Below are 24,028 nucleotides of genomic sequence, written 5' to 3' on the forward strand. Positions count from 1 at the left end.
CGACACAGCCAGCATGCGCCACGCGCCCCCCGGCGCGCATCCGCGCGGACGTCTCCGCCGCGGCGCGTTTGCGAATGCCGCGACTGAGCAGCCGATCTCCTGGACCTTGTGCCTGGTGGAAAGGAGCACATGATGGCGGCGGGCGAGCCCGATGCCCTGGAGATCGATGCCGACCCGGAGGCGGTCAAGCGGCACCGCACCCTGTTCAGGGCCGTCCGTCGGCGCAGGAACCCGCCCCTGCGGCGGACGGACATCACGGTCACGGACGAGGCGGCGGTCAAACGGGCCGTGAAGGCGGCCTCGCTGGGCAATGCCATGGAGTGGTTCGACTTCGGCATCTACAGCTATCTCGCCGTCACCCTCGGCCATGTCTTCTTCCCCTCCGGGAACGACACCGTCCAACTGCTGTCGTCCTTCGCGACCTTCGCGGTCTCCTTCCTGGTCCGGCCGCTGGGCGGGATGGTCTTCGGGCCCATGGGGGACCGGATCGGCCGCAAGAAGGTCCTCGCCACCACGATGATCATGATGGCGGCCGGCACCTTCGCCATCGGGCTGATCCCGTCGTACGCCGCGATCGGCTTCTGGGCCCCGGTCCTGCTGATCCTGTTCCGCCTGGTCCAGGGCTTCTCCACGGGAGGTGAGTACGGCGGCGCCTCCACCTTCATCGCCGAGTACGCGCCGGACCGGCGGCGCGGCTACTTCGCCAGCTTCCTCGAACTGGGCACGCTCGCCGGCTACGTCGGCGCGGCCGGCCTGGTGACGGCCCTGACCGCGGTGCTGGGCAGCCCGGGCATGGAGTCCTGGGGCTGGCGGGTGCCCTTCCTGGTGGCGGGCCCCATCGGGCTGGTCGGCCTGTACCTGCGGCTGCGGCTGGACGAGACCCCGGCCTTCCAGAAGCTGGAGGACGAGTCCCTGCACCGGGCCTCCGACGTCGCGTCCGCGGTGGAGACGACGACCAGGAGCGACCTGGCGGCCGTCTTCCGGCGCCAGTGGCCGACGCTGATCCTGTGCGTCTGCCTGGTCGGCGCCTACAACGTCACCAACTACATGATCCTGTCGTACATGCCGACCTATCTCTCGGACGAGATGGGCTACTCCGAGGCGCACGGACTGCTGCTCCTCATCGCCACCATGCTGGTGCTGATGCTGGTCATCAACCAGGTGGGCCGGCTCTCCGACCGGGTGGGCCGCAGGCCGCTGCTGATGACCGGGATGCTCGGCTTCCTGGTCCTGTCGGTGCCGGCGTTCCTGCTGGTCGAGCAGGGCTCCGTGGTGGCCGTGTCGAGCGGGATGCTGCTGCTCGGGCTGTCGCTGGTGTGCATGCTCGGCACCATGTCCGCGGCGCTGCCCGCGCTCTTTCCCACCCAGGTGCGCTACGGCGCCCTGTCCATCGGCTACAACTTCTCCACCTCCCTGTTCGGCGGCACGACACCTCTGGTGGTCACCGCGCTGATCTCCGCCACCGGAAGCGATCTGATGCCCGCCTTCTACGCCATGGCCGCGGCCGTGGTGGGCACGGTCGCCGTGGCCTGCATGAAGGAGACGGCCCGCAAGCCGCTGGCGGGCTCACCGCCCTCCGTGGCGACCCAGGAGGAGGCGGCCGACCTGGTGGAGAGCCGGGCACCGGCGCCCCGGTTCTGACATACCGCTTCTGGCATACCGCCGGAAAACAGCCACCCAGGACCCCGCCCGCATGTGTGTAACGGGCATGTTTTCCTACGGCGAAGTGACGCCCCGACGGCGCCGCGGTGGCCCCGGTCATGGCTTGGCCAACTCCATGCGACTCGTTGGCCACACGTTCATCCGTTGCGCCTGATGTCCTGCCCGGAGCCGGGCGGAGAGTGATCGGCGGTCGGTCTCCCGAACCCGCGAGACCGCCGCACTTCCTCCTCTCCGTCTGCTCAACAAGGGGCATTCATGGCTGAGTTGACCCGTCGTAGACTCCTGGGTCCGGCCGCCGGCGCGCTGGGTGGCGCCGCGGCGCTCTCGCTCCTCCCGCCGAGCGTCCAGAAGGCCGTCGCCGCCGAGCCGCCCAGGCACGGTTCGCTGCGCGACATCGAGCACGTCGTCATGCTGATGCAGGAGAACCGGTCCTTCGACCACTACTTCGGCACCCTGTCGGGGGTCCGCGGCTTCGCCGACCCCCGCGCGCCGAAACTCGACACCGGGCGCTCGGTCTTCTACCAGCCCGACACCGAGAACCCCAGGGGCTACCTGCTGCCCTTCCACCTCGACACCCGCACCTCCAGCGCCCAGGCGATACCGTCCACCAGCCACGCCTGGTCGGTGCAGCACGAGGCGTGGAACGGCGGCAAGATGGACCGCTGGCTGCCGGCCCACCGCAAGGCCGACGGCGTCAACGGCCCCTACGTCATGGGCTACTACACGCGCGAGGACATCCCGTTCCAGTTCGCGCTCGCCGAGACCTTCACCATCTGCGACAACTACTTCTGCTCGGTCTTCGGGCCCACCTGGCCCAACCGCCTGATGTGGATGACCGCGAGCATCGACCCGGACGGCACCCACGGCGGCCCGATCACCAGCAACGTCGCGCCGACACCGTACCGCTGGACGACGTACGCCGAACGCCTCCAGGCGGCCGGGATCAGCTGGAAGGTGTACCAGCAGGACGACGACTACGGCTGCAACATGCTGGAGCAGTTCCAGGCGTTCAAGGACGCGAAGCCCGGTTCCGACCTGTACGAGCGCGGTGTGCGCCCGCAGCCGGAGGGCACGTTCGAGGACGACGCCCGAGGCGACCGGCTGCCGGCGGTGTCCTGGATCATGCCGACGAGCCACCAGTCGGAGCACCCCGACTACCTGCCCGCGGCCGGCGCCGACTTCGTCGCCTCCAAGATCGAGGCCATCGCCTCCAACCCGAAGGTGTGGCGCAAGACCGCCTTCATCCTCAACTACGACGAGAACGACGGCCTGTTCGACCACGTGGCCCCGCCGACCCCGCCCGCGGGCACGCCCGGCGAGTTCATCCAGGGGCTGCCGATCGGCGGCGGCTTCCGGGTCCCGGCGATCATCATCTCGCCCTGGACGGTGGGCGGCTGGGTCGCCTCCGAGGCCTTCGACCACACCTCCGCGCTCCGCTTCCTGGAGCGGTTCACCGGGGTCGAGGAGCCCAACATCACCGACTGGCGTCGGGACACCTTCGGGGACTTCACCTCGGCGTTCCGCTTCTCCAGCGGCCGGCCGCGGCCGCCCCGGCTGCCCGACGACACCGCCGAGCAGCTCCAGAAGGCCAAGGAGGAGGTGGCCACGCTGCCCAAGCCCACACTGCCGGGCGCCGACCAGCGGTTCCCGCACCAGGAACGGGGCCGCCGCCCGCACGTGTAGCGGACGCCCACCGTCCGGTCCGTCGAGGCTACGAGGTGGTTAAGTTCCCCTCAAACCTTGATGGCCGGGCGGTGATCTCCTCATGATGAGGGCATGACGACAGCGGTGCGGGCCCTGACCCGCCTGGTGGACTGGCCCGATCTCGTGGAGGCGCGGCCCAGTTGCGGAACGGGGCGGGCGCTGCGCGCCGACGGCGCCGAGATCGCGCACTTCCACTCCGACCGGATGGCCGACGTCCATCTATCGGCGCCCGCGATCCACCGGCTGCGCGGTGATCTGAAGGGCTCGACCGCGATTCGCCTGGTGCCCGCCTCCGGCTGGGTGACCGTCCGCCTGGAGTGCGAGTCGGACATCGATCTGCTGATGACGCTGGTCAGCGTCGCCCTCAAGGCCCACCAGGGCGGCACGGCCGGCCAGCCTGCGCCGGCCGTGCGCTGCAACGAGCACCGCGGTGCGGCGATCGCGCGATGACGGTCCGTCAGCCGTGGAAGTTCACATAGCCGTTGCCGTCACGGTCGGAACCGCGCTTGGTGTACGAGTGCACGTCGGCCCGGGCACCGGAGGGCTTGTAGAAGTAGATGGTGTCTTTGTCGTTGTTCCAGATGAAGTTGCAGTTCTGGCGGTAGACGACGTTGTTCGCGTCGGAGTCGGTGCCCTTGCCGCCGCGCAGCTTGATGGAGTCACCGGGCTGAAGGCTGTGACTGGCGGTGAACTTGAAGGTGTTGCCGGTGGCGTCCTTGACGACGTGCCCCTTGAGGTTCACGGTCGTCGAGCGCGAGTAGTTCTTGATCGTCAGGTACTCGTTCTTGGTGTTGCCGGTACGGCAGTTGTTGGAGTCCGAGCCGGGCGCGTCGTACTGGACGCCCTTGAGCTTCAGAGCCGACGAGTACTCGGCCGCCTGCGCCGGAGAGGCGGTCACGGCGGCTATGAGACCGGCCGCGGTGGCGGTGGCCGCCAGGACATGACGCTTACGCATGGGAATTCCCCCCTGTGGTGCGAATGGAGCGTCAGGAGCCTACCTGCTGTGTGAACGTTCAATGGCATAAACGTGGGGAAAATGTGAAGGGCGAGGTCTGTCCGGTCACGGCGATAGGGTCCCGCCATGGATCACGCGGACGTGGGAATCGTGCACCCCGGCTCCATGGGAGCGCAGGTGGCCGCGCAGGCCGTGGCGGCGGGCGCCAGGGTCTGGTGGTCGGCTGAGGGCCGCTCCGCCGCCACGCGCGAGCGGGCCGAGCGGATCGGGCTCGCAGCCGTGGGGAGCATGGCCGAGCTGACCGCCCGGTGCGGTCTGGTGCTGAGCGTGTGCCCGCCGGCCGCCGCCCTCGACGTCGCCCGGCAGGTCGCGGCGACCGGGTTCGACGGCGTCTACGTCGACGCCAACGCGGTGAGCCCGCGCCGCATGGAGCAGATCGCCGACACGCTGGCGGACAGCGGGGCGACCCTGGTCGACGGAGGGATCACCGGACCGCCGCCCCGCACCACCGGAACCACCCGCCTCTACCTCTCCGGTGACGCCCCGTCGGTGGAACCGGTCCGCGCGCTGTTCGCCGGCACCCTGCTGACCCCGGTCGTCCTCGACGGGCCGGTCGGCCGCGCCTCGGCGCTGAAGCTGGCCTTCGCCGCCTACAACAAGATCTCCTACGCGCTCGCCGCCGAGGCCTCGGCCCTCGCCGCGGACCACGGCGTCCTGGACGACTTCCGCGACCTCACCGCCCAGTTGCTGCCCGGCACCCCGCTGGCCGCGCCGGACCGGCTCGCGAGCGCCGGGCCCAAGGCCTGGCGCTGGGAGCCCGAGATGCGGGAGATCGCCGAGGCCTGGCGGGACAGCGGCCTGCCCGGCACCTTCGCCGACGCCGCCGCGCGGACCTTCGCACGGTGGGAGGAGCACAAGGACGCCCCCACCGTGACGAGCGACCGCCTGATCGCCGAGCTCCTGGACGAGCGCCACGGCGCCGCCTGAACACAGGTCACCGCGCCCTCGCGGGCGGACCCGGCCGCGCCCGCCGTGCCACCGGCTCAGGCGCAGGACGGCGCGTCGTCCAGGGACGGCAGGAACCGGCGCCACTCCGACGCGGACAGCGGATCGCCCAGGCTCGCGCACAGCCGCCGGGCGATCGCGTCGGCGTCGGTCGACCACAGCCGTACGGTGTGGTCCTCGCCGCCCGCCGCGAGCGTCCCGCCGTCCGGGCTGAAGGCGACGGCGTAGACGTGCCCGGTTGCCGCCGTCAGCACGGCCCGTGCCTCGGGGGCCCGGGGCTCGGAGACGTCGAACAGCCAGACGGTGGCGTCCGTGCTGCCCGCCGCGAGGGTGGTCCCGTCGCGGCCGAAGGCCACGGAGTACACGTAGTTGGTGAATCCCGTCAGCTCGGGGCCGACCCGCCGGGGCGCGGCGATGTCGCGGGTGTCCCACAGCCGGACCGTACGGTCCGCGCTCCCCGCCGCGAGCAGCCCGCCGTCGGGGCTGAAGGCGACCGACCACACATACCCCGTGGGACCGCGCAACGTCACCAGCGGCTCGGCGCGCGACCCGTCCGTGCGCCAGACGCGGACGGCCCGGTCGATGCCGCCCGCGGCCACATGCCGTCCGTCGGGGCTGAACGACACCGACAGCAGCGCGTCCGTGGCCCCGGTGAGCGTGCGCAGCGCCCGCACCCGGTCCGCCCGCCGCACGTCCCACAGGCGTACGGTCGCGTCGTCGGCGCCCGTCACCAGGACCGTGCCCGACGGGGCGAAGGCGAGGGACTCCACCGTGCCGGTGGCGGCCGCGCGGAAGGGGGCGCCCCGCGGGCTCAGCCCGCCGTCGGGCGTGTAGGAGAAGAGCCGCGCGAGCCCGTCGCCGTAGCCGACCGCGAGAAGCCGCTGCCGGGGCGCGAAGGCCACCGACTGCACGAAGGTGTCGCCGCCCGGCTTCCACGGCCTGCCCACCCGCTCGTGCCGGGCCACGTCCCACAGCTGGAGGTGCAGCGTGCCGACGGCGAGCAGCCGGCTGTCCGGACTGTAGGCGAGCGCGTTGACCCCCTCGGCCGAGGTCAGCACCGGAGAGGGCAGGGACCACAGCCGCGTCACCCCGTCCGCGCAGGCCGTCACCAGCGTCCGCGCGTCGAACCACACCACCGAGGTCACCGCCCCCGGGTGCGGCAGCGTGGCGGTCACATGGCCGGCCGCGCGGTCCCACAGCCGTACGGCGTCGTCGCTGCCGCCGATGGCGAGGACCCCGCTGTCCGGGCCGAACGCCACGGCGTTGACCCAGCTGGTCGCCTCGCCGCCGGCGTCCGGGGCGCGGCGGGGACGGGCCGGGTCGGACACGTCCCACACCCGGGTGGTGCGGTCCTGGCTGCCGGCCGCGAGGAACCGCCCGTCCGGACTGAACGCCACACTCAGGGCGGACCCGTCGAACGCCTCCAGCGTGGCCAGGGGACGGGCACCGGACGCGCCGCCCGTACGCCACAGCCGGGCACGCCCGTCCCGGCCCGAGGCCGCGAGCAGCGCCCCGTCCGCGCTGAACGCCACCGCCTGGAGGAAGTCCCCGCCGCCCCGGAACACCACGGGACGTGCCGCACCGGCCGCCTGCCCGTCGGCCCACAGCCGCGCGGTGCCGTCCGCCCCCGCGGCGGCCAGGCCCCGGCCGCCCGGGACGAACGCCAGCGCGTACACGGTCTCGGCGGACGCACCCGCGAGAGCGGGCAGCGGCCGCGGACGCCGGGGATCGGAGACGTCCCAGCGCCGCAGCAGGCCCTTGCCGCCGCCCGCCACCAGGATGCGGCCGTCCGGGCTCAACGCCACCGCGAAGACGGCGAGTTCGGCCGAGACGCGCAGCCGGGACAGCCGCTCGGGCCGGGACCGGTCAGTGGTGCTCCACAGCCGGACGGTGCCGTCGGAGGAGCCGGCCGCGAGCAGCCGGCGCCCGGCGTCGAGCGCCACGGACTGCACCAGGCCGGTGAACCCCGTCAGCCGGGTGGCGGTCGGGGCCGCCGAGGAGTCCATCAGCCGGGCCCGCGCCTCCTGGGTCGGAGCGGTGCGGTAGGCGGCCAGGGCGAGCTGGGCGCTGACCGCCGGGTCGTGCGCGCCGATTCGGTCCGCCTCGGCGGCCAGTTCCCGCGAGACCGCCTCCGTGCGCGCCCGGTCGGCCCGCGACCGCTGCCGCTCGGCGTACACCGACAGACCGCTGGCCACCAACAGCAGCGCCAGCGCCGTGGCCAGCAGCTGACGCAGCCTCCGGGTACGGCGCCGGGCCGCCCGCCGCTCCTCGTCCTCGTGCCGCGCCGAGGCGTCGAGGAAGGCCCGCTCACGGGTGTTGACGGCCTCGCGGTGCGCCGCGTCCGCAGCCCACTCGCCGGTCAGCGCCAGCGCCGTACCCCGCAACAGCAGCCCCGGGTCGCGGCCGGACTCGTCCCAGCCGCGCGCCGCCTCGGTCAGCCGCCGGTGCACACGCAGCCCGGCCCGGTCCGCGCCGATCCATTCCTGCAGCCGCGGCCAGGCGGACAGCAGCGACTCGTGCGAGATCTCCACGGTCTCGCTGTCGGCCGTGATCAGCCGCTGCTCGACGAACGCGGCGAGCACCGCGGCCGGCTCGGCGGACGGCGCCCGGTCCGGGCCCGCCAGTCCCTCCAGCTCCCGGCGCTGCGCCCGGCGCCGGGTGGGCAGGGTGTCGTCGGTGACATGGACCAGCCGTAGGAAGACCAGCCGGGCGAGCTCCCGCTGTACGTCGGACAGTTCCGCGAACACCGTCTCCGCCGTCCGGGACACCGCGTCGTGGATCCCGCCGCTGGCGCGGTAGGCCTCGACGGTCAGGCGGCCCCGCGGGGCGCGCTGCCACGTGGCGTGCAGGGCGTGGCTGAGCAGGGGCAGGGAGCCCGGGTCGTGGGCCGCGGCGGACTCCTGCGAGGCGCCGCCCGAGCGCGGGGCGAGATCCCGCGCCAACAGCTCCACCAGGCCGCTCTCCACCTCCAGGCGCGCCTTGCGGGCCGGCCCCGTGATGGCCCGGCGCATCTCCTCGGCGCTCAACGGGCCCACCACGACCTGATGGTTCTGCAGCGCCTCCGCGAGCCTCGGATACCGCAGCGCCTGCGCGTAGAAGTCGGCCCGCAGTCCGATCACCACCAGGGCCGGCGCGGGCGGCAGCAGCTCCACGAAGCGTCTTCGCACGGTCTCCCGCGCGCCCGCGGTGAACAGCTCCTCGAACTGGTCCACCACGACCAGCGGGGCCGGTCCGGCCTCCGTCAGCCGCCGCGTCAGCTCGGCCACGGGATCGCGGCCCGGCGTCATCAGCACGACCGCCCGATCCACCGCCCCACCGCGCACCGCCGGGATCAGCCCGGCCCGCAGCAGTGACGACTTCCCCGACCCCGAGGGCCCGACCACGGCGAGCAGCCCGCCGCCGACGGCACCACGCGCGAGCGGGACGTGCCGGCCGGTGCCGCGCGACGCGGGGCCCGCGACCGAGTCACCCGTGGCCGCCAGCCGGGCACCCGTGTCACCCTCGGCGGGCGGGCCACCGTCCGCGCCGCCCGCCGTAGGTGAGTCACCGTCGGTCTCCTCCGTCGGCGGACCCGCGCTCGCCCTGGCCTCCGGCGGCACACCGTCCTCCCCGTCCGCCGCCAGGCACCGCAAGCGGTCGGTGAGCCGGCGGGTGAGGTCCTCGCGGCCGAAGAACCAGTCCGCGTGCGCCTCCTCGAAGGCGCGCAGGCCGCGGTAGGGCGGTGGCGAGCCGGGGCGGGGTCGGCCGGGGGTCATGCGGACGCGGACGAGGGCCTCGTTCCAGCGGCGCAGGACGTCGGGGTCGTCGACGCCGCAGGCGCGCAGGATCGCGGCGAGCAGTTCCGGAGACCGGACCGGTGGGAGGTGGCGGCCGGAGAAGTAGTCCCCGGCCGTGCTCGACGCGATGCGAACCGTGTCGGCCACGTCCCGGACCGTCAGCCCTGCCCGTAATCGGGCGGCGGTGAGCAGACGGCCGAAGTCGGCCGCCGAGGCTATACCGTCCGGATCCGCGTCCCCGTTGTCTTCCCGCCCGTGGTGCCCGTCCTGCTCGTCCCGGCCCATCGGCCTCGCCCCCCGGCAGTGTCCAGCCGGCAGGGCCCGAGAGCCTGTCCGACTTTGTCCGACCACTGTCGGGGCTAGTCCGGGCTTGGGGCAACGGGGTGTTTTCGGCCCACCCGACACGCTTTCCTCAAGTGGGGGCCGACGCGCCGCACGGCATGGAGGGGAGCCATCGCCGTGCGGCCGTGGGCCCCCTGCCGTGACCGCCGCCGCTCAGTCCCACAGGGGATACGTCTCCACGCGAGCCAGCCGCTCGGGGCGGGTGTCGGTGTAGGTGAGGGTCATCCGGCTGTAGTGCGGCAGCCGCGGGTTCTTCTTCCACTCCCGCGGACGGTCGAGGCGGACGAGGACCGGATACGAGTGGAAGGTGCCGGCCGCGCAGTACGGCTCGCAGTCGTTGACCAGGTTGCGGCCCCGGGCCACCGCCGCGTCCGCGTCCCAGCGCGACCAGGTCAGCGAGGTGAGCCGGCTGTTGCCGTCACCGCAGGCGAGCATGAAGCCGGCCGGACGCACCTGGGGCTTGAAGAAGCAGTCGACGAGCACGGGGTCCGCGGCCGGCCGGGTCACGGCGGGTGCGGCCGAAGGGGCCGCGGCGGGGCTGGCGGAGGCGGGAGCCATGGCCGCCGCGAGGAGAAGGGCGGCACCGAGCGCGGCCGCCTTGGTCGTGGTCGGTCCCGGCATGTCCGCTCCCCGGCGTTCGTGTGCGCGTCTGCCGTACCGACGCTACGACCGCGACCGGGGACGCACCACTCGAACGGACCAAGGTCGCGTGACGAGCGGAGCGCCCCCGGTGGGCGGCTGCCGTGCTGCGGTGCTACTTCTTCGACGCGGCGGTCACGTCCGTGATCGTCCAGCGCTGGTTGGAGCCGGAGTTGGGCTGCCACGTGGTGACGGCCGCGCCCTCGCCGGTGGCCTGGCCGCCGACCTCCAGAAGGCGCCCGGTGGACGCGTTGACCAGGGTCCAGGTGCCGTCGCCGGTGGTCGACAGGATCCACTCGGCGGCCGCGTCCCGCTCACCCGTGTCGGTCTCGATCACCGGCACGTTGTCGCGGACGGCCAGGCGCTTGCCCTCGGCGGGGTTGCTGAACTCGTAGCGCTGACGGCTGCCGGTCTCGCCGTAGCGCCCGGTCAGCTGCCACTGCTGCGCGGTGCTGCCGTTCCCGGTGCCGATGACCAGGTTCGTGCCGTTGGCGGCGACGGTGACGGCCTTGCCGCTCTGCACACCGGTCAGGGTGTAGTCGTGGCCCTTGCGCAGCAGCGGGGCGTCCTTCGCGACACCGGAGACACCCTTGACGGCGAAGGTGGTCACCGACTGGGCGGGCACGGTGAAGGTGGCCTTGCGGTCGACGACCTTGATCGGCGCCTGCCGCGCCAGCTTGCCGTCGGCGCTGGTGACGACCGGGGTGACGGTCGCGCCCTTGCTGACCTCGCGGAACTTGGCCAGGTCGAGGGTGACCGTGCGGGCCTCGGTGGTGCTGTTGACGTGGACGAGCGAGGCGCCCTTGCCGTTCGCGGTCACGGCGGCGGCGCTGGAGGTGTCGTTCGTCCTGATCAGCTTGTCGCCGGGCTTGATGAAGTGCGTGAAGTTGCGCGCGGTGTCGAACTTGGTGTTGGTGTAGATCGGGCAGGTCTTCAGGGTGTCCTTGGAGGTGCAGCTGAAGGGGAGCTGGATGCTGCCCCAGTTGCCGCCCTTGGCCGACTCGCCGCCCGGCTTCATGTTGTCGTAGTCCTCGACCGGCTGCCAGAACACCCAGGCCTTGGGCTCCAGTTCGCGCAGGTCGTCGACGATCCGCTGGGCGAGCCCGAGACCGGGCCGCATGTCGGTGAAGCTCTGCCCGTCGCCCCAGTCGCCTTCGACCTCGCTCATCCACAGCGGCTTGTCCGCCGCCTTGGCCAGGTCACGCACGGTGGTGCGCTGTGCGGTGCCGTAGGTGTGGACGTTCATCTGGCCGACGAGGTCCTTGGACTCCTGCGAGTAGGAGTTCCAGTTCGTCGCGAAGATGGACGGGTTGGTCTCGTCCATCGCCGAGATGTCGGCCTTGACCTTGGCCTTCTTCAGCGCGGGCGCCAGCGCGGCCATGAGCTTCTGCTGGAGCTCGGGGCCGATGTGGGCGCCCTCCTGACGGCCGCCGACGGGCTGGCCGTCCGCGCCCAGACGGGTGCTCCAGTAGTTGGTGTTGGGCTCGTTGACCCCGGTGACGGTGTCGACCTTGATGCCCTCGGCCTTCTCCAGCCGCTTCGTCGCACCCGCCAGGTACGCGGCGAAGTCGTCGACCGACTCCTCCTTGAGCTGCTCGGCGTTGGCGTCGAAGCCGCCCGACACGTACCCGCTGACGGTCATGAACCACGGCGGGGAGTTGCTGAAGGTCTCCCAGTGGGTGATGTCCTTCTTGATGCGGTCCACCCACCAGCGCTGGGTGGCGTCGGCGTTCTTGTTCCAGTCGGCCGGGTCGTCGGCGCTCCACCAGTCGGTGTCCTCGCGGGTGGTGCCCGCGGGCGCCTTCCACCAGCCCTCCACGGCGCCGCCGGCGCGCAGGTAGTCCTTGACGTCGGGGGCGTTGCCGCCGCCGATGTTGTACCGGGCTATGTTCAGCGCCAGGCCGTCGTCGCCGAAGAGGAGCTTCGCGAGCTTCTCGCGTATCGCCGGCGGATAGTCGCCGGTGGCGTTGGCGAACCAGACCAGGCTGGTGCCCCAGCCGTCGAACTTCTGCTGCTTGTACGACGGGTCAGGCGTCACGGTGACCGAGGCGGCTGCCTGGGCCTGCGCGGGAACGCTGAGCAGGGCGGCCCCGGTGGCCAGGGCCGTCAGGGCGGATGCCCCGAGGAACCGTCTGCTGCGGGTACGGCGTGCCATCGTGTGCTCCCAACTGCGGTGGTGGTCGCTGCGGTGGCCCCTCCCGCCGTGGGGCGGGAGGGACGGGCCTCGGTCGGGCGTGTGCCGACCGAGGAGTCGTGGGGTGCGGTGCGTGGTGCGGTGGGTCAGACGGACTGGCGCAGGACGGCGACGTCCCGGGGTCCGAGGGTGAGGGCGCCGTCGGTGCCGGCGGTACCGATCAGGACCTCTCCGGCGAGGCCGGAGACCGGCACGGTGTCGTCCGTCCGGTTGACCAGGAACAGGAACCGGCTGTCGGCGCCGCGGCGCACGGTCAGCTCGACGCGGCCCCGGAGGTCCGCGGGCAGTTCGCTCTCCACCCCGGCCGGCCCGAGCAGGCGCGGCAGCAGGGCGGTGAGCCCCGTGACACCGAGGCGCGTGGAGACGTAGGAGGCCGAACCGGTGCCGCTCGCCCGCCGGGTGATGGCGGGGCGCCCGGCCTGCGTACCGGTGCGGTAGCGGACCAGGACCTCCGTGTCGGCGTCGGCCACGGTGATCCGGTCGGTCCACAGGCTGCCGGTGCTCGCGTCGTCGAGTTCGACGGTGTCCTCGGCGAGCAGCGGGCCGAACTCCTCGATGCGGATGCCGAGCAGATCGCGCAGGGCGCCCGGGTAACCGCCCAGCCAGACGTGGTCGTTCTCGTCGACGACCGCGGAGAAGTACGTGGCGATCAGATGGCCGCCCTGCTCGGCGTAGCGCGTGAGCTCCTTGGCCAGGTCGGCGGGGACCATGTGCAGCACGGGCGCGATCAGCACCTGGTGGCGGGAGAGATCGGCGCGGGTGGTGACCAGGTCGGCGCGGATTCCCAGGGCCAGGAGCGCCGAATACCAGTCGAGTGCCTCCTGGCGGTAGTCCAGCAGGGCGGTGGGGTGGGAGTCCTGCTCGCTCGCCCACCACGACTCCCAGTCGTAGATGATCCCGACCCGGGCCGGCTCCCGCTCGCTCCCGGCGACCGGGGCGAGGGTCTTGAGGGTGGCGCCGAGGGCGGCCACCGCGCGGAAGAGGTCGCTGTCGGCGCCGGCGTGCGGCACCATCGCCGAGTGGTACTTCTCCGCGCCGGCCACGGACTGCCGCCACTGGAAGAAGCACACCGCGTCGGCGCCGTGCGCCACGTGCAGCAGCGAGTCCCGGGCCAGGTCGCCGGGCCGCTTGGCCACGTTGACCGGCTGCCAGTTGACCGCGCTGGTGGAGTGCTCCATCAGGAACCAGGGCCGCCCGCCCGCGACACCGCTGGTGAGGTTGGCGGAGAAGGACAGCTCGTCGCGGTCCTGGGGGCCGGGGTGGACGTAGTGGTCGTTGGAGACGAAGTCGATCTCCTCGGCCCAGTCCGGGTAGTTCATGCCCTTGGTGCCGTTCATCACCATGAAGTTCGTGGTGACGGGCACGTCCGGGGTGAGGTCGCGCAGCAGGTCCCGCTCGGCCCGCAGATAGTCCTTGAGCGCGTCCGAGGAGAAGCGCTTGAAGTCCAGCTGCTGGGTCGGGTTGGGGTGCGCGGCGGCGAGCCGGGGCGGCAGGATCTGGTCCCAGTCGCTGTAGCGCTGCGACCAGAACGCCGTGCCCCAGGCGTGGTTGAGGGCGTCGAGCGTGGTGTAGCGGGCGCGCAGCCAGGCACGGAAGGCACCGGCCGCGTCGTCGGAGTAGTCGTAGATGTTGTGGCAGCCCAGCTCGTTGGAGACGTGCCAGGCGACCAGCGCCGGGTGGTTCGCGTACCGGGTCGCCATCTCCCGCACCAGGCGCAGGGCGTGCTCGCGGAAGACGGGCGAGGTGGGACGCCAGTGCTGGCGGGCTCCCGGCCACAGCGTCTCGCCTGTCGCGGTGACCGGCAGGATCTCCGGGTGCGCGGTGGTCAGCCAGGGCGGCGGAGAGGCGGTCGCGGTGGCCAGGTCGACGCCTATGCCGCCCGCGTGCAGCAGGTCCATGACCTCGTCGAGCCAGGCGAAGTCCCACTCGTCCGCGGCCGGCTGGATGCGGGCCCAGGAGAAGATCCCCACGCTGACGATGTTGACGCCGGCCTCGCGCATCAGCCGGACGTCCTCCTCCCACACGTCCCGGGGCCACTGCTCGGGGTTGTAGTCGGCGCCGTAGGCGAAGCGGGGAGCGGGGTCACCGTCCGGTCCGCCCGAGCGGGACAGGAGGGTGGAGATCATGGCGGTCCTTCCGAAAGGGGTGCACGAGGCGGCGCGGCCCGGGTGCCGCGCCGCCCGGAGTCCTGCTGCTTACCGTCTGCTGGTTACTCGACGGTGAAGCCCTGCTCCTTGCCGTACTTGATCGAGGCGTCCTGCCAGGCCTTCAGACCGTCCGCCAGCTTGGTGTTGGAGACGTAGGCCTTGCCGACCGTGTCGTTGAAGATCGAGTTGGCGTACGGCTGGAACGGCAGGTACGACCAGTCGCTCGCCACGTTCGCCGCGGACTCGGCGAAGATCTTGTTGGCCTCCTGGCCGCCGAAGTACTCGAACTTCTTGCTCTGGAACGCGGGGGACTCCAGCTCCGCCTTGGTGGCGGGGAAGGCGCCTTCCGACACGCGGGTGGCGACACCGTCACCGGAGTTGGCGTACTCGACGAACGCGTAGGCCAGTTCCTTGTTCTTGCCCAGCGTGGGCAGCGTCAGCGAGCTGCCGCCGTTCTCCGCGCTGGCCTTGTCGCCCTTGGTCCAGGCCGGCATCGGGGCCGCGCGCCAGTCGCCCGAGGCGTTCGGCACACCGGTGGTGAAGTTGGCGGGCATCCAGGCGCCGGTGGTCAGCGTGGCGAGGGAGCCGTCACCCAGGCCCTTGTACCAGTCGTCGGTCCAGCCGGTGATCGGGGCGACCAGCTTCTCGTCGATCATCTTCTGCCACACGGCCTCGAACTTCTTGGCGCCGGCGTCGTCGAAGTTGATGGAGACCTTGGTGCCGTCGACCTTGTAGGGGCGCGAACCGGCCTGCCACAGCATGGAGGTGGTGAAGCCCGCGTCGCCCTCGTCGTTGGCGATGTACACCTTGGGGTCGGCCTTGTGCAGCTTGCGGGCCGCCTCCAGGTACTCGTCCCAGGTGGTCGGGACGGCGACCTTGTACTTGTCGAAGACCTTCTTGTTGTAGAACATCGCCATCGGACCGGAGTCCATCGGCAGGCCGTAGACCTTGTCACCGTCGCTGACGGCGTTCCACGGACCCGGCGTGTACTTCGAGGCGAGCTTCTCGGCGCCGTACGGGGCCAGGTCCGACAGGCCCTTGGTGAGGGAGTACTGACCGAGCGCGAAGTACTCGACCTGCGCGACGTCGGGCACGCCCTTGCCCGCGGAGATGGCGTTCGACAGCGCGGTGTAGTGCTTGTCGCCCGACCGCTCGCTGACGAGGTTGATCTTGACCTTGGGGTACTTCTTCTGGAAGTCGGCGGCGACCGTCTTCAGCGTGGGCTCCCAGGCCCACACGTTGACCGTGCCGCCCTTCTTGAGGGCCGCCTGGATGTCCGCGGCGGAGACCTGCTTCTGCTCGGAGCTGTCGTCGTCCGAGCTGCCGCAGGCGGTGGCGCCGAGGGCGAGGGCGGAGACGAGGGCGAGGCCCCGCAGGAGGCGGCTCGTTGTTCTGCGCATGGAGGTGCTTCCACTTCGTCGTGGGTGGGACAGGTGAGGGTGGGGGTGGTACGGGTGGTGCTCAATCGTGGGGTCTGCGGGCGTCATTCCTTGACGCTTCCTGCGGCGAGTCCGGACTGCCAGTACTTCTGGAGGAGCAGGAATACGGCGATCAGCGGCACGATGGTCAGGAGCGAACCGGTGATCACCAGGTTGAAGATCACGTCACCGCCGATCGTCTGCGCCTGGGAGCTCCAGGAGCTGAGCCCCAGGGTCAGGGGATACCAGTCCGGGTCCTTCAGCATGATCAGCGGCAGGAAGTAGTTGTTCCAGGTGGCGACCGTGGTGAACAGCAGCACCGTCACGATGCCCGGGGCCAGCAGCGGCAGAGAGACCTGGAAGAAGGTCCGCACCTCGCCGGCGCCGTCCATCCGCGCCGCCTCCAGCAGCTCGGTCGGGATCGCCTCGGCCGCGAACACCCACATCAGATACAGGCCGAACGGCGAGACCAGCGACGGGATGATCACCGCCCAGGGCGTGTCGGTCAGCCCCATCTTGCTGAACATCAGGAAGGTCGGCACCGCCAGGGCCGTACCCGGCACGGCCACCGCGCCGATCACCACGGCGAAGATCGCGCGCTTGCCGGGGAAGGAGAACTTCGCGAGCGCGTACCCGCCCAGCACCGCCAGCAGCGTGGCACCGCCCGCGCCGAGCACCACGTACAGCAGGGTGTTCAGCAGCCAGCGGCCGAAGATGCCGTCGTGGTAGGTGAAGGTGTCCCGGATGTTGTCCCAGAACGCGAAGTCGTTGGCGAACCACAGACCGTTGGAGTCGGCCAGGCCCGCCTGGGTCTTCGTGGAGTTGATGAGCAGCCAGATCAGCGGGACGACCGTGTAGAGCACCATCAGGGCCATCAGCGCGGTCAGCAGCTTGCTGCGCTTGGGCCTGCCCGGTGAGTACTTGCGCGGTGTCCGCAGGCGGGGGGCGCTCTTGGCGGGAGCGGGGGTGGCGACAGAAGAAGTGGTCATCGGGTCACGCTCCCTTGCGCATGCCGCGCAACTGCACGGCATAGGCGACCACCATCGTGATCACGCCCATGATGATGGCGACGGTCGCGGAGTAGTTGTGCTGCTGACCGTTGAAGGACAGCGAGTACGTGTAGAAGTTCGGCGTGTAGTCGGTGGTGATGGAGTTCAGGGCCAGCGGACGCAGGATGCTCGGCTCGTTGAAGAGCTGGAAGCTGCCGATGATCGAGAAGATCGTCGCGATCACGATCGCCCCCCGGATGGCGGGAAGCTTGATCGAGGTGATCACCCGCAGCTGACCGGCGCCGTCGATCTCGGCCGCCTCGTACAGCGAGGTCGGGACGACGCGCAGCGCCGAGTAGAAGATCAGCATGTTGTACCCGACGAACTCCCAGGTCACGATGTTGCCGATGGAGGCCAGCACCCAGTCGGGGGAGAGCAGGTTGGGCAGCGTCGTGCCGAACGCGGAGTTGATGTCACCGACCAGGCCGTACTTCGTGCCGTACATGAAGCCCCACATCAGGGTGGCGACCACCGCGGGTACCGCGTACGGCAGGAAGATCGTGATCCGGAAGAAGCTCTTGCCGTACAGCCGCCCGCTGTCCAGGGCCAGCGCCACAAGCAGGGCGATGCCCAGCATGATCGGCACCTGGATCACCAGGAACAGTCCGACGCGGCCCACGGAGTCCCAGAACTGCTCGTCCTTGAACGCCTGCGTGTAGTTGTCCAGGCCGACGAACTGGTTGCCGCCGATGAGCTGGTTGCGGTACAGGCTCAGGTAGACCGAATACACGATCGGAGCCAGGAAGACCAGAGCGAAGACGGCCACGAAGGGACCGATGAACCCCCACCCCGTCCAGGAGCGCCGGTCCTTTCGCGCCGGGGGTGGTGCCGACCGCGGCTGGGCGGCCGCCGGCGGTTGCAGCGTCGTCATTGTCGTTCCTCGCTCGTCCACGTCCTGGAACCGGTGGTGCGGATCCGGACGCCCGTCGCGGGTCCAGCGCCACCGCGATGTTTACGCAAACATCAGCCCTTCCGGAAAGGGCGCAAGCTGTTATGTTTACGTAAACATCCGATGGCGGCATGTCTACACTGCCCCGTCGGCGGGGGTCAAGGGTCCTCCGGGGAAACAGTGATGTGAGCAGCGGTGAGAGGTGGCTGACGGCGAGTGGAGACGGTGGGAAGAACGCCGACGAACCCGTCGGGTGACGGGCCGAAACGCGTCCGCGGCCGGCTCAGGCGCGGTGGGCGGGCCAGTGCCTCCATGGCGGATGTGGCCCGGCTGGCGGGCGTGTCGTCGCAGACGGTGTCCCGGGTCTCCAACGGTTACGCCGGTGTGAACGAGGAGACCCGCCGCCAGGTCCTCGCGGCCATGAAGGAACTCGGCTACCGGCCCAACAGCGCGGCCCGCGCCCTCAAGCGCGGCGAGTTCCGCACCATAGGCGTGATCACCTTCACTCTGTCGACCACCGGCAATGTGCGCACCCTGGAGGCGATCGCCACCTCCGCGGCGGCCGAGGGGTACGCGGTGACGCTGCTGCCCGTCGCCATGCCGACCCAGGACGAGGTGCGGGGCGCGTTCTCCCGGCTGGAGGAGCTCGCGGTCGACGCGGTGATCGTCATCATGGAGGTCCACCTCCTCGACGCCGCGACCGTCACCCTGCCGCCGCACGTCCAGGTCGTGGTGGTCGACTCCGACGCAGGCGACCGCTACACGGTCGTGGACACCGACCAGCACAGCGGCAGCCGCATCGCCGTGCGCCACCTGCTCGACCTGGGACACCGGACCGTCTGGCATCTGGGCGGCCCCGAAGGCTCCTTCGCCGCCCAGCGACGCTCCGACGCCTGGCGCTTCGCCCTGGAGGAGGCCGGCCGTACCGTGCCGCCCCTCGTGCGCGGCGACTGGTCGGCCGAGTCCGGCTACCGGGTCGGCCTCGAACTCGCCGCCCAGCAGGAGTGCACCGCCGTCTTCGCGGCCAACGACCAGATGGCTCTCGGCCTGCTGCGCGCCCTCCACGAACGCGGCAGACGCGTGCCCGAGGACGTCAGCGTCATCGGCTTCGACGACATCCCCGAAGCCAGCTCCTTCCTGCCCCCGCTCACCACGCTCCACCAGGACTTCGCCGAGGTGGGACGGCTCTGCGTCCAGGCCGTGCTGCGCAAGATGCGCCAGGTCGGGCCGGAGCGGGGGACGACGTTGGTGCCGACTCGGCTGGTGGAACGCGCGAGTACGGCGGGACCGCCGGATGGGGGTGGCGGGGGAGGGTGACGGGGGTGGCCGGGGGCGGGACTGCGACCGGGGGGTTCGGGTTCGACGGGTCCGCGGCCACCGGGTCAGGGCTCGACGGGCCGTCCGGGAGGCGGGGCGGTTCGTATCGGACGTGCGCTCACCGTGCTCACCGGGTCTGGGTCCATCGGGTCCGCGGGGACCGGCCGCTCGGGGCAGGTGAACAGGTGGCGGGCTTCCCCGCGCCGCTGTAGCGGTAGCTGACGGTGACGGGCGGCGGCTGTCCTGACGGTCGGTCCGCTCTACCGAGTCGGCCTCGCCCTACCGGGTCGGACCTGCTCCACCGGTGGCGTCTCGTCTACGGGTCGGCTCGCGCCGTAGAGACAGACCCCGGGCAGCCGCTCGCCCCGGCCGCGGCACCGGCCGACGGCCAAGCTGGGGCACTTCTACCGGGTCGCGCCCGGCGACGCCGACAGCTCGGGAGCGGAGCCGGCCCGGCGGAGTCACGTGATGTGGCCCAGGCCACGTCGGTGACGAGACGGGGGGCATGTCGGAGTGATCGGGGGGCGGGTTACCGTTGCGGGCATCTCTCTGTCCTCACCGGAAACAGTTCGGACGGCCCCGGAAGTGCTCGCAGAACTCTCCCCGCTCATCGCCGCGACCTCCCAGTGGCTGACCTGTGCCTACCCGTCGGGCGGCGGCGCGCTCGCCTCCGCTCTGTGTGAGGTGCAGGCACGGCAGGCCGTGACGGTGGCCGCCTGGTTGCGGTATCCCACGCCGATGGACGCCGCGCTGGTCCACATGGCCGGCCCCGGCGGTGCCACCCGGCTGGACTGGCTCACGGGGGGCACGGACGGGGCCGAGACACAGGATCCGGACGAACGCGCCTGGCGGACCTGGGTCGACGAGGTAGTGGCGAGCTGGGCGGCCTGTCTGCTCACCGATCCCGACCTGGCCGACCGGGCGGTGGGCGCGATCGCCGAGGGCGGCCCCACCGCCGCTTCGGTCGCCGAGTTCCGACGTCTGACCGCGCCCGACGACACCGACCGCCGGGCGGCCGCCCTGCTGCGCCACCCGGACCTTCTCGCCCCGGTGGCCGATCTGCACCGGGACCAGCTGGTGGAACGGCTGCGGCCGGGGCGGGCGCTCATCGCCTGACGGCGGTGCCCCCCAAGTCGGCGCAGCAGGGGCTCAGCCGTGCTTGCCGCGTCCGGTCAGCGCGTCACGCAGCCGGTCGACCAGGCCCGCGCCCGGGGCCAGCAGCTTGTTGGCCGGGGGCGTGTCCGGAGCGGAGGGGTGCGGCCTGGTCGGGGCCACCTTCTTGGCCATGCGGACCTTGTCGCCCAGGTCGTTCAGCGCGTCCGCCGGGCAGGCCACCCGCAGTTGGGGGAAGAGGTTCTCCTCCTCGTCGGCGATGTGGGAGCGGATCTCGCTCATGAGCATGGTGACGAGCCGGTCGAACTCGGGGTCACCCGCCTCACAGCCCTCCAGATCCTTCATGATCCGCTCGGCCTTGGAGTGGTCCTCGATCTCCCGGTCCGCCATGGTGTTCCCGTTGACCAGGTGCTCCCGCACCGCGGGGTACAGGTAGGCCTCCTCGGCCACCGAGTGGCGCACCAGTTCCATGGTGGCCTGGTCGGCGTAGACCTTGCGGTCTTTGTCACCCGACGGCAGAGACTCGATCCGGCCGAAGATCTCCTCGACCTCCCGGTGATCGGTCACCAGCTCGTCGATGACGTCTCCTCCGTGTCCCATGCCCTTCACCTCCAGCCAGTCAGCGGCGGCTCCGGTCGGAACCGCCGACGCCCGAGTGCCCAGGCGGGGGCGTCGTACGCCTGGTCACAGACTTGTCAGTACCTGTGGGGACAGTTCCTTTACCAGGGGCGTACCTCGGGCCACGGCCGACGAAAGCCGTCCCGGTGGGTGTGGGCCGGGCCGATCGCTGGAACCCGTGCGGGACACGGACGTACGACCTCCGGGGAGGCCACGTGAGCGACGCCGTAGACGGAACGGCCGTGGACGAACTGTCCGCACGGGTACGCAAGGAGGTGGCCCGTCGGGCGGAGCTGCTGTGGGAGGTCGCGCGGGAACTGCACGCCGACCCGGAGTACGCCTTCGAGGAACACCGGGCCGCCGCGCTGCTGGGCGCGGAGCTCCAGCGCGAGGGATTCGCGGTGGAGCGGGGCGTGGCCGGACTGCCCACGGCCTTCGTCGCCCGGGCGGGCGCCCGCAGCCGCCCGTCCGTCGCGCTGCTGCTGGAGTACGACGCCCTGCCCGGCCTCGGGCACGCCTGCGGCCACAATCTGATCGCCGCCGCCGGACTCGGCGCCGCCCTTGTCGCGCGGGCCGTCCTGGACGAGGACGACGGCACGGTCATGGCGGTGGGCACGCCCGCCGAGGAGGGCGGCGGAGGCAAGGTGGCCGAGGTCGACGCCGGAGTGTTCGACGACGTCGACGCCGCGCTGATGTTCCATCCGGGGGTGTACAGCTGGCAGTGGGCCCCGCTGACCGCGCAGGCCCAGTACCGGGTCGGCTTCCATGGCCGCGCCGCCCACCCCACCGGCAACCCCACCGAGGGCATCGACGCCCTCGCGGCGCTGATCCAGCTGTTCAACACCCTCGCCGTGATCGGACGGCGGCTGCCGGAGGGCTCGCACGTCCAGGGCATCGTCACGGACGGCGGCCGGGCGACGAACATCGTCCCCGAGTACGCGGAGGGCCTCTTCGGCCTGCGCGCCGCGACGACCACGGCGCTGGAGGACCTCGCGGGGGAACTGCTCACCTGCGCGCACGGCGTGGCCCGGGCGACCGGAACGACGGCCTCGGTGGTCCGCGCCACGCTCCGCTACGAGCACTTCCGCGACAGCACGGTCCTCTCCGGGCGGTTCGCCCGGCACCTGGAACGGGCGGGCCTCACCATGACACCGCCCGCACCGGGCGTGTACCTGGGCTCCTCCGACATCGGGAACGTCAGCGGGCGGGTGCCTGCCATCCACCCCTTCGTCGCGATCATGGGTCCGGACGGTTCCGACCACACACCCGAGTTCGCCGCCGCGGCCGCCTCCGAGCGTGGCCGTCAGGTCCTGCTGGCGGCCACGGAGGCGCTGGCCTGCACGGCCCTGGACGTGCTGCTGCGCCCGGAGGTACGGGAGCGGGCGTGGATCGACCACGCGACGGGGCTCAGCCTCGGATGAAGCGGCCCGGATGATGCGGGATGACGGGACGAGGTGGTGCGCCTCCGTCAGGACGTGTGCAACTGGTACACGTTGAACGCCCGCCGGATCACCGGCTGGGCCACGTTCCGCACGCGTACGCCCCCGGCGGTCATCCCGTGCTCCGTGCCCGCGTGGGCGTGTCCGTGGACGGACAGGTCGGCGCCCGCGGTGTCGATCGCCTCGGCGAGCAGATAGCTGCCGAGGAACGGGTAGATCTCCGGCGGCTCGCCGGCGAGGGTGTCGGCGACGGGGGAGAAGTGGGTGAGGGCCACCCGCACCTCGCAGTCCTGTTTCCCCAGTTCCTCCAGGGCGGACCGCAGACCGTCCGCGCTGCGCCGGGTGTAGCGCACGAACTCCTTCATCAGCGGTTCGCCGAACTCCCCGGCGCTGCGTCCGACGAACCCGCCGCCGAAGCCCTTGGTCCCGGCGACGCCGACCCGGGTGCCGCCGCATTCCAGGACCGTTCCCTCGCCCTCCAGGACCGTCACGCCGGCCTCCTGGAGGATGCCGGTGACCTTCTCGGGCTGTTCGTCGTGGTGGTCGTGGTTGCCGAGCACGGCGACGACGGGTACCGGCAGCCCCCGTACCTCCTGGGCGACGACGCGGGCCTCCTCCGGGGTGCCGTGCCGGGTGAGGTCCCCGGCCAGGAGCAGCAGGTCGGCGCAGTCGGGCAGCGTGTCGAAGGCGGGCCGCAGCAGCCCCTGGCTGTCGGGCCCCATGTGGATGTCCCCCACGGCGGCGACGCGGATCACGACAGCTCCTCAGCGTGATCGGGGGAGGCGTTCTCCGCCACCACCACGTCCGTGTGCACGGCCAGTCCGGCCAGCGCCTCGTCGACGGTCCGCAGCAGGGTCTCCCGGCACTGTGCGGAGGGCACCGTGCCGCTGACCACGACCGCTCCGGCCCGGATCTCCGCCCGCACGCCCAGTTCGCCGAGTTCCTCGGCGGCGAGGCGGTCGCGCAGATGGGCGACGCGGTACTCGACGTTCTCCTCGGGGCGGGCGGTCCCGCCGGTGCCCGCGTGCTCCGCGGCGGGCTCGGTCATGGCTGTCCCTCCTTCGGGCGCCGCTGCCTGTCCGGGCCGGGCGGAATGACCTCCAGCCGTTCCAGGAAGTAGAAGAAGGCGTCCGGCATCGGCGCGTCGCCGCAGGCGCGGCGCACCTCCTCCCAGTCGACCCGTTCCCGCAGGGTGCGGGCGATCGGCAGGACCGCCCCGAAGTCGCAGTGATGCTCGGAGAACGCGGCCATCAGGCTGTGCACCAGGTCGGTGGGGGCCAGGACCGGCATGAAGACCGAGTCGACGGACAGTTCCTGGGCCCGCGCCAGCAGTTCCGTCGTGACCGGCTGGTGCGCCAGCTCGAAGATGAGGTCGACCTGCTGGCCGAGGCAGTTGGCCTTCAGCAGCCAGTCCTCCGGCGGTGTGAACACCTGGAGTCCGGACTCGCGCAGGGTGTCGGCGACGGCGTCCGCGTCCTCGGGCCGGATGCAGAAGTCGACGTCGTGCTGGAGATTCTGGGCGCCCCCGTGCGCGTACACGGCGACGCTCCCCGCCAGCGCGAACAGGTGCCCCTTGCGCTTCAGGATCGCCCCGACCTGCTTGGCGGCCTGGAGGATCGCCTGGTTGCGGTCCAGGGGAAGATCACCCGCGAGCACCTCGTTCTGGGGGACGAGTTCCGGGTCTCCCGCCGCCAGCCGCAGCTCGGCGACGCCGGCGCGCTGGTCGAGAGCGTTGTCGTCGGCGTGCTGCGCCATCGAAGC

Annotated in this window: 19 protein-coding genes; 7 read left to right on the top strand and 12 right to left on the bottom strand. The window is 71.6% G+C overall.

All coding sequences use genetic code 11. The features are described 5' to 3' along the window. Positions 1-132 precede the first annotated feature (132 nt). The 3 genes from proP to SLINC_RS41625 all read left to right on the top strand — a co-directional run bounded on the left by proP (position 133) and on the right by SLINC_RS41625 (position 3,816). Entirely contained in the window at positions 133-1,641 is a 1,509-nt protein-coding gene (gene proP / locus SLINC_RS41615; protein ID WP_067446350.1) for a glycine betaine/L-proline transporter ProP, read from the top strand. A gap of 276 nt (positions 1,642-1,917) precedes the next feature. Then, positions 1,918-3,345, top strand: coding sequence for an alkaline phosphatase family protein (locus SLINC_RS41620; RefSeq protein ID WP_067443601.1), 1,428 nt, complete (start codon positions 1,918-1,920; stop codon positions 3,343-3,345). Positions 3,346-3,438: 93 nt separating this feature from the next. Further along, on the top strand, positions 3,439-3,816 hold the full coding sequence (locus tag SLINC_RS41625) for a luciferase domain-containing protein (protein ID WP_067443602.1): 378 nt from the start codon (positions 3,439-3,441) through the stop codon (positions 3,814-3,816). Between the two features lie 7 nt (positions 3,817-3,823). Here SLINC_RS41625 and SLINC_RS41630 read toward each other — a convergent pair whose 3' ends face one another. Continuing rightward, a complete protein-coding gene (locus SLINC_RS41630) occupies positions 3,824-4,321 on the bottom strand; it encodes a lamin tail domain-containing protein (RefSeq protein ID WP_067443603.1) in 498 nt (165 codons plus the stop codon). Positions 4,322-4,447: 126 nt separating this feature from the next. Between SLINC_RS41630 and SLINC_RS41635 the strand changes: the two genes are divergently transcribed. Continuing rightward, a complete protein-coding gene (locus SLINC_RS41635; RefSeq protein ID WP_067443604.1) occupies positions 4,448-5,308 on the top strand; it encodes an NAD(P)-dependent oxidoreductase in 861 nt (286 codons plus the stop codon). 56 nt (positions 5,309-5,364) lie between these two features. Here the strand turns inward: SLINC_RS41635 and SLINC_RS41640 are convergent, their stop codons facing one another. The 7 genes from SLINC_RS41640 to SLINC_RS41670 form a co-directional block, all read right to left on the bottom strand. Next, positions 5,365-9,387 carry an nSTAND1 domain-containing NTPase gene (locus SLINC_RS41640; protein ID WP_067443605.1) on the bottom strand — a complete coding sequence of 1,341 codons (4,023 nt, stop codon included), beginning with the start codon at positions 9,385-9,387 and terminating at the stop codon, positions 5,365-5,367. 210 nt (positions 9,388-9,597) lie between these two features. Continuing rightward, positions 9,598-10,065 carry a hypothetical protein gene (locus SLINC_RS41645; protein ID WP_067443606.1) on the bottom strand — a complete coding sequence of 156 codons (468 nt, stop codon included), beginning with the start codon at positions 10,063-10,065 and terminating at the stop codon, positions 9,598-9,600. 133 nt (positions 10,066-10,198) lie between these two features. Next, positions 10,199-12,238, bottom strand: coding sequence for an RICIN domain-containing protein (locus tag SLINC_RS41650; RefSeq protein ID WP_067443607.1), 2,040 nt, complete (start codon positions 12,236-12,238; stop codon positions 10,199-10,201). A gap of 125 nt (positions 12,239-12,363) precedes the next feature. Then, positions 12,364-14,403: a beta-galactosidase gene (locus SLINC_RS41655; RefSeq protein ID WP_067443608.1), complete on the bottom strand. Its 2,040-nt coding sequence runs from the start codon at positions 14,401-14,403 to the stop codon at positions 12,364-12,366. An 83-nt stretch (positions 14,404-14,486) separates the two neighbouring features. Then, positions 14,487-15,824 (bottom strand): ABC transporter substrate-binding protein, encoded by a 1,338-nt coding sequence (locus SLINC_RS41660; protein WP_067443609.1) that lies wholly within the window; start codon positions 15,822-15,824, stop codon positions 14,487-14,489. Positions 15,825-15,907: 83 nt separating this feature from the next. Beyond that, a complete protein-coding gene (locus SLINC_RS41665) occupies positions 15,908-16,831 on the bottom strand; it encodes a carbohydrate ABC transporter permease (RefSeq protein WP_182449266.1) in 924 nt (307 codons plus the stop codon). 4 nt (positions 16,832-16,835) lie between these two features. Continuing rightward, complete coding sequence (locus SLINC_RS41670) at positions 16,836-17,762, bottom strand: carbohydrate ABC transporter permease (protein ID WP_067443611.1); 927 nt, start codon at positions 17,760-17,762, stop codon at positions 16,836-16,838. Positions 17,763-18,092: 330 nt separating this feature from the next. Here SLINC_RS41670 and SLINC_RS41675 point away from each other — a divergent pair, with 330 nt between their 5' ends. Together SLINC_RS41675 and SLINC_RS41680 are read left to right on the top strand one after the other, a co-directional pair. After that, positions 18,093-19,097 (top strand): LacI family DNA-binding transcriptional regulator, encoded by a 1,005-nt coding sequence (locus SLINC_RS41675; RefSeq protein WP_067443612.1) that lies wholly within the window; start codon positions 18,093-18,095, stop codon positions 19,095-19,097. A gap of 585 nt (positions 19,098-19,682) precedes the next feature. Further along, positions 19,683-20,213, top strand: coding sequence for a hypothetical protein (locus SLINC_RS41680; protein ID WP_067443613.1), 531 nt, complete (start codon positions 19,683-19,685; stop codon positions 20,211-20,213). A 33-nt stretch (positions 20,214-20,246) separates the two neighbouring features. Here the strand turns inward: SLINC_RS41680 and SLINC_RS41685 are convergent, their stop codons facing one another. Then, positions 20,247-20,810: a hemerythrin domain-containing protein gene (locus SLINC_RS41685; protein WP_067443614.1), complete on the bottom strand. Its 564-nt coding sequence runs from the start codon at positions 20,808-20,810 to the stop codon at positions 20,247-20,249. 233 nt (positions 20,811-21,043) lie between these two features. Here SLINC_RS41685 and SLINC_RS41690 point away from each other — a divergent pair, with 233 nt between their 5' ends. Then, positions 21,044-22,249, top strand: coding sequence for an amidohydrolase (locus SLINC_RS41690; RefSeq protein ID WP_182449267.1), 1,206 nt, complete (start codon positions 21,044-21,046; stop codon positions 22,247-22,249). Positions 22,250-22,296: 47 nt separating this feature from the next. Here the strand turns inward: SLINC_RS41690 and SLINC_RS41695 are convergent, their stop codons facing one another. The 3 genes from SLINC_RS41695 to SLINC_RS41705 are packed head-to-tail and all read right to left on the bottom strand — an operon-like array spanning position 22,297 to position 24,022. Then, positions 22,297-23,022, bottom strand: a complete 726-nt coding sequence (locus SLINC_RS41695) for a metallophosphoesterase family protein (RefSeq protein ID WP_067443616.1) — start codon at positions 23,020-23,022, stop codon at positions 22,297-22,299. Beyond that, positions 23,019-23,315, bottom strand: a complete 297-nt coding sequence (locus SLINC_RS41700) for a BON domain-containing protein (protein WP_067443617.1) — start codon at positions 23,313-23,315, stop codon at positions 23,019-23,021. The genes SLINC_RS41695 and SLINC_RS41700 overlap by 4 nt, the downstream gene beginning before the upstream one ends. Further along, the gene (locus SLINC_RS41705; protein WP_067443618.1) at positions 23,312-24,022 is read right to left on the bottom strand and encodes a nucleotidyltransferase domain-containing protein; all 711 of its coding nucleotides are present in this window, start codon (positions 24,020-24,022) and stop codon (positions 23,312-23,314) included. The genes SLINC_RS41700 and SLINC_RS41705 overlap by 4 nt, the downstream gene beginning before the upstream one ends. Positions 24,023-24,028: the final 6 nt, after the last annotated feature.

Origin of the sequence: Streptomyces lincolnensis (genome assembly GCF_001685355.1) — a bacterium.
GTDB lineage: Bacteria > Actinomycetota > Actinomycetes > Streptomycetales > Streptomycetaceae > Streptomyces > Streptomyces lincolnensis.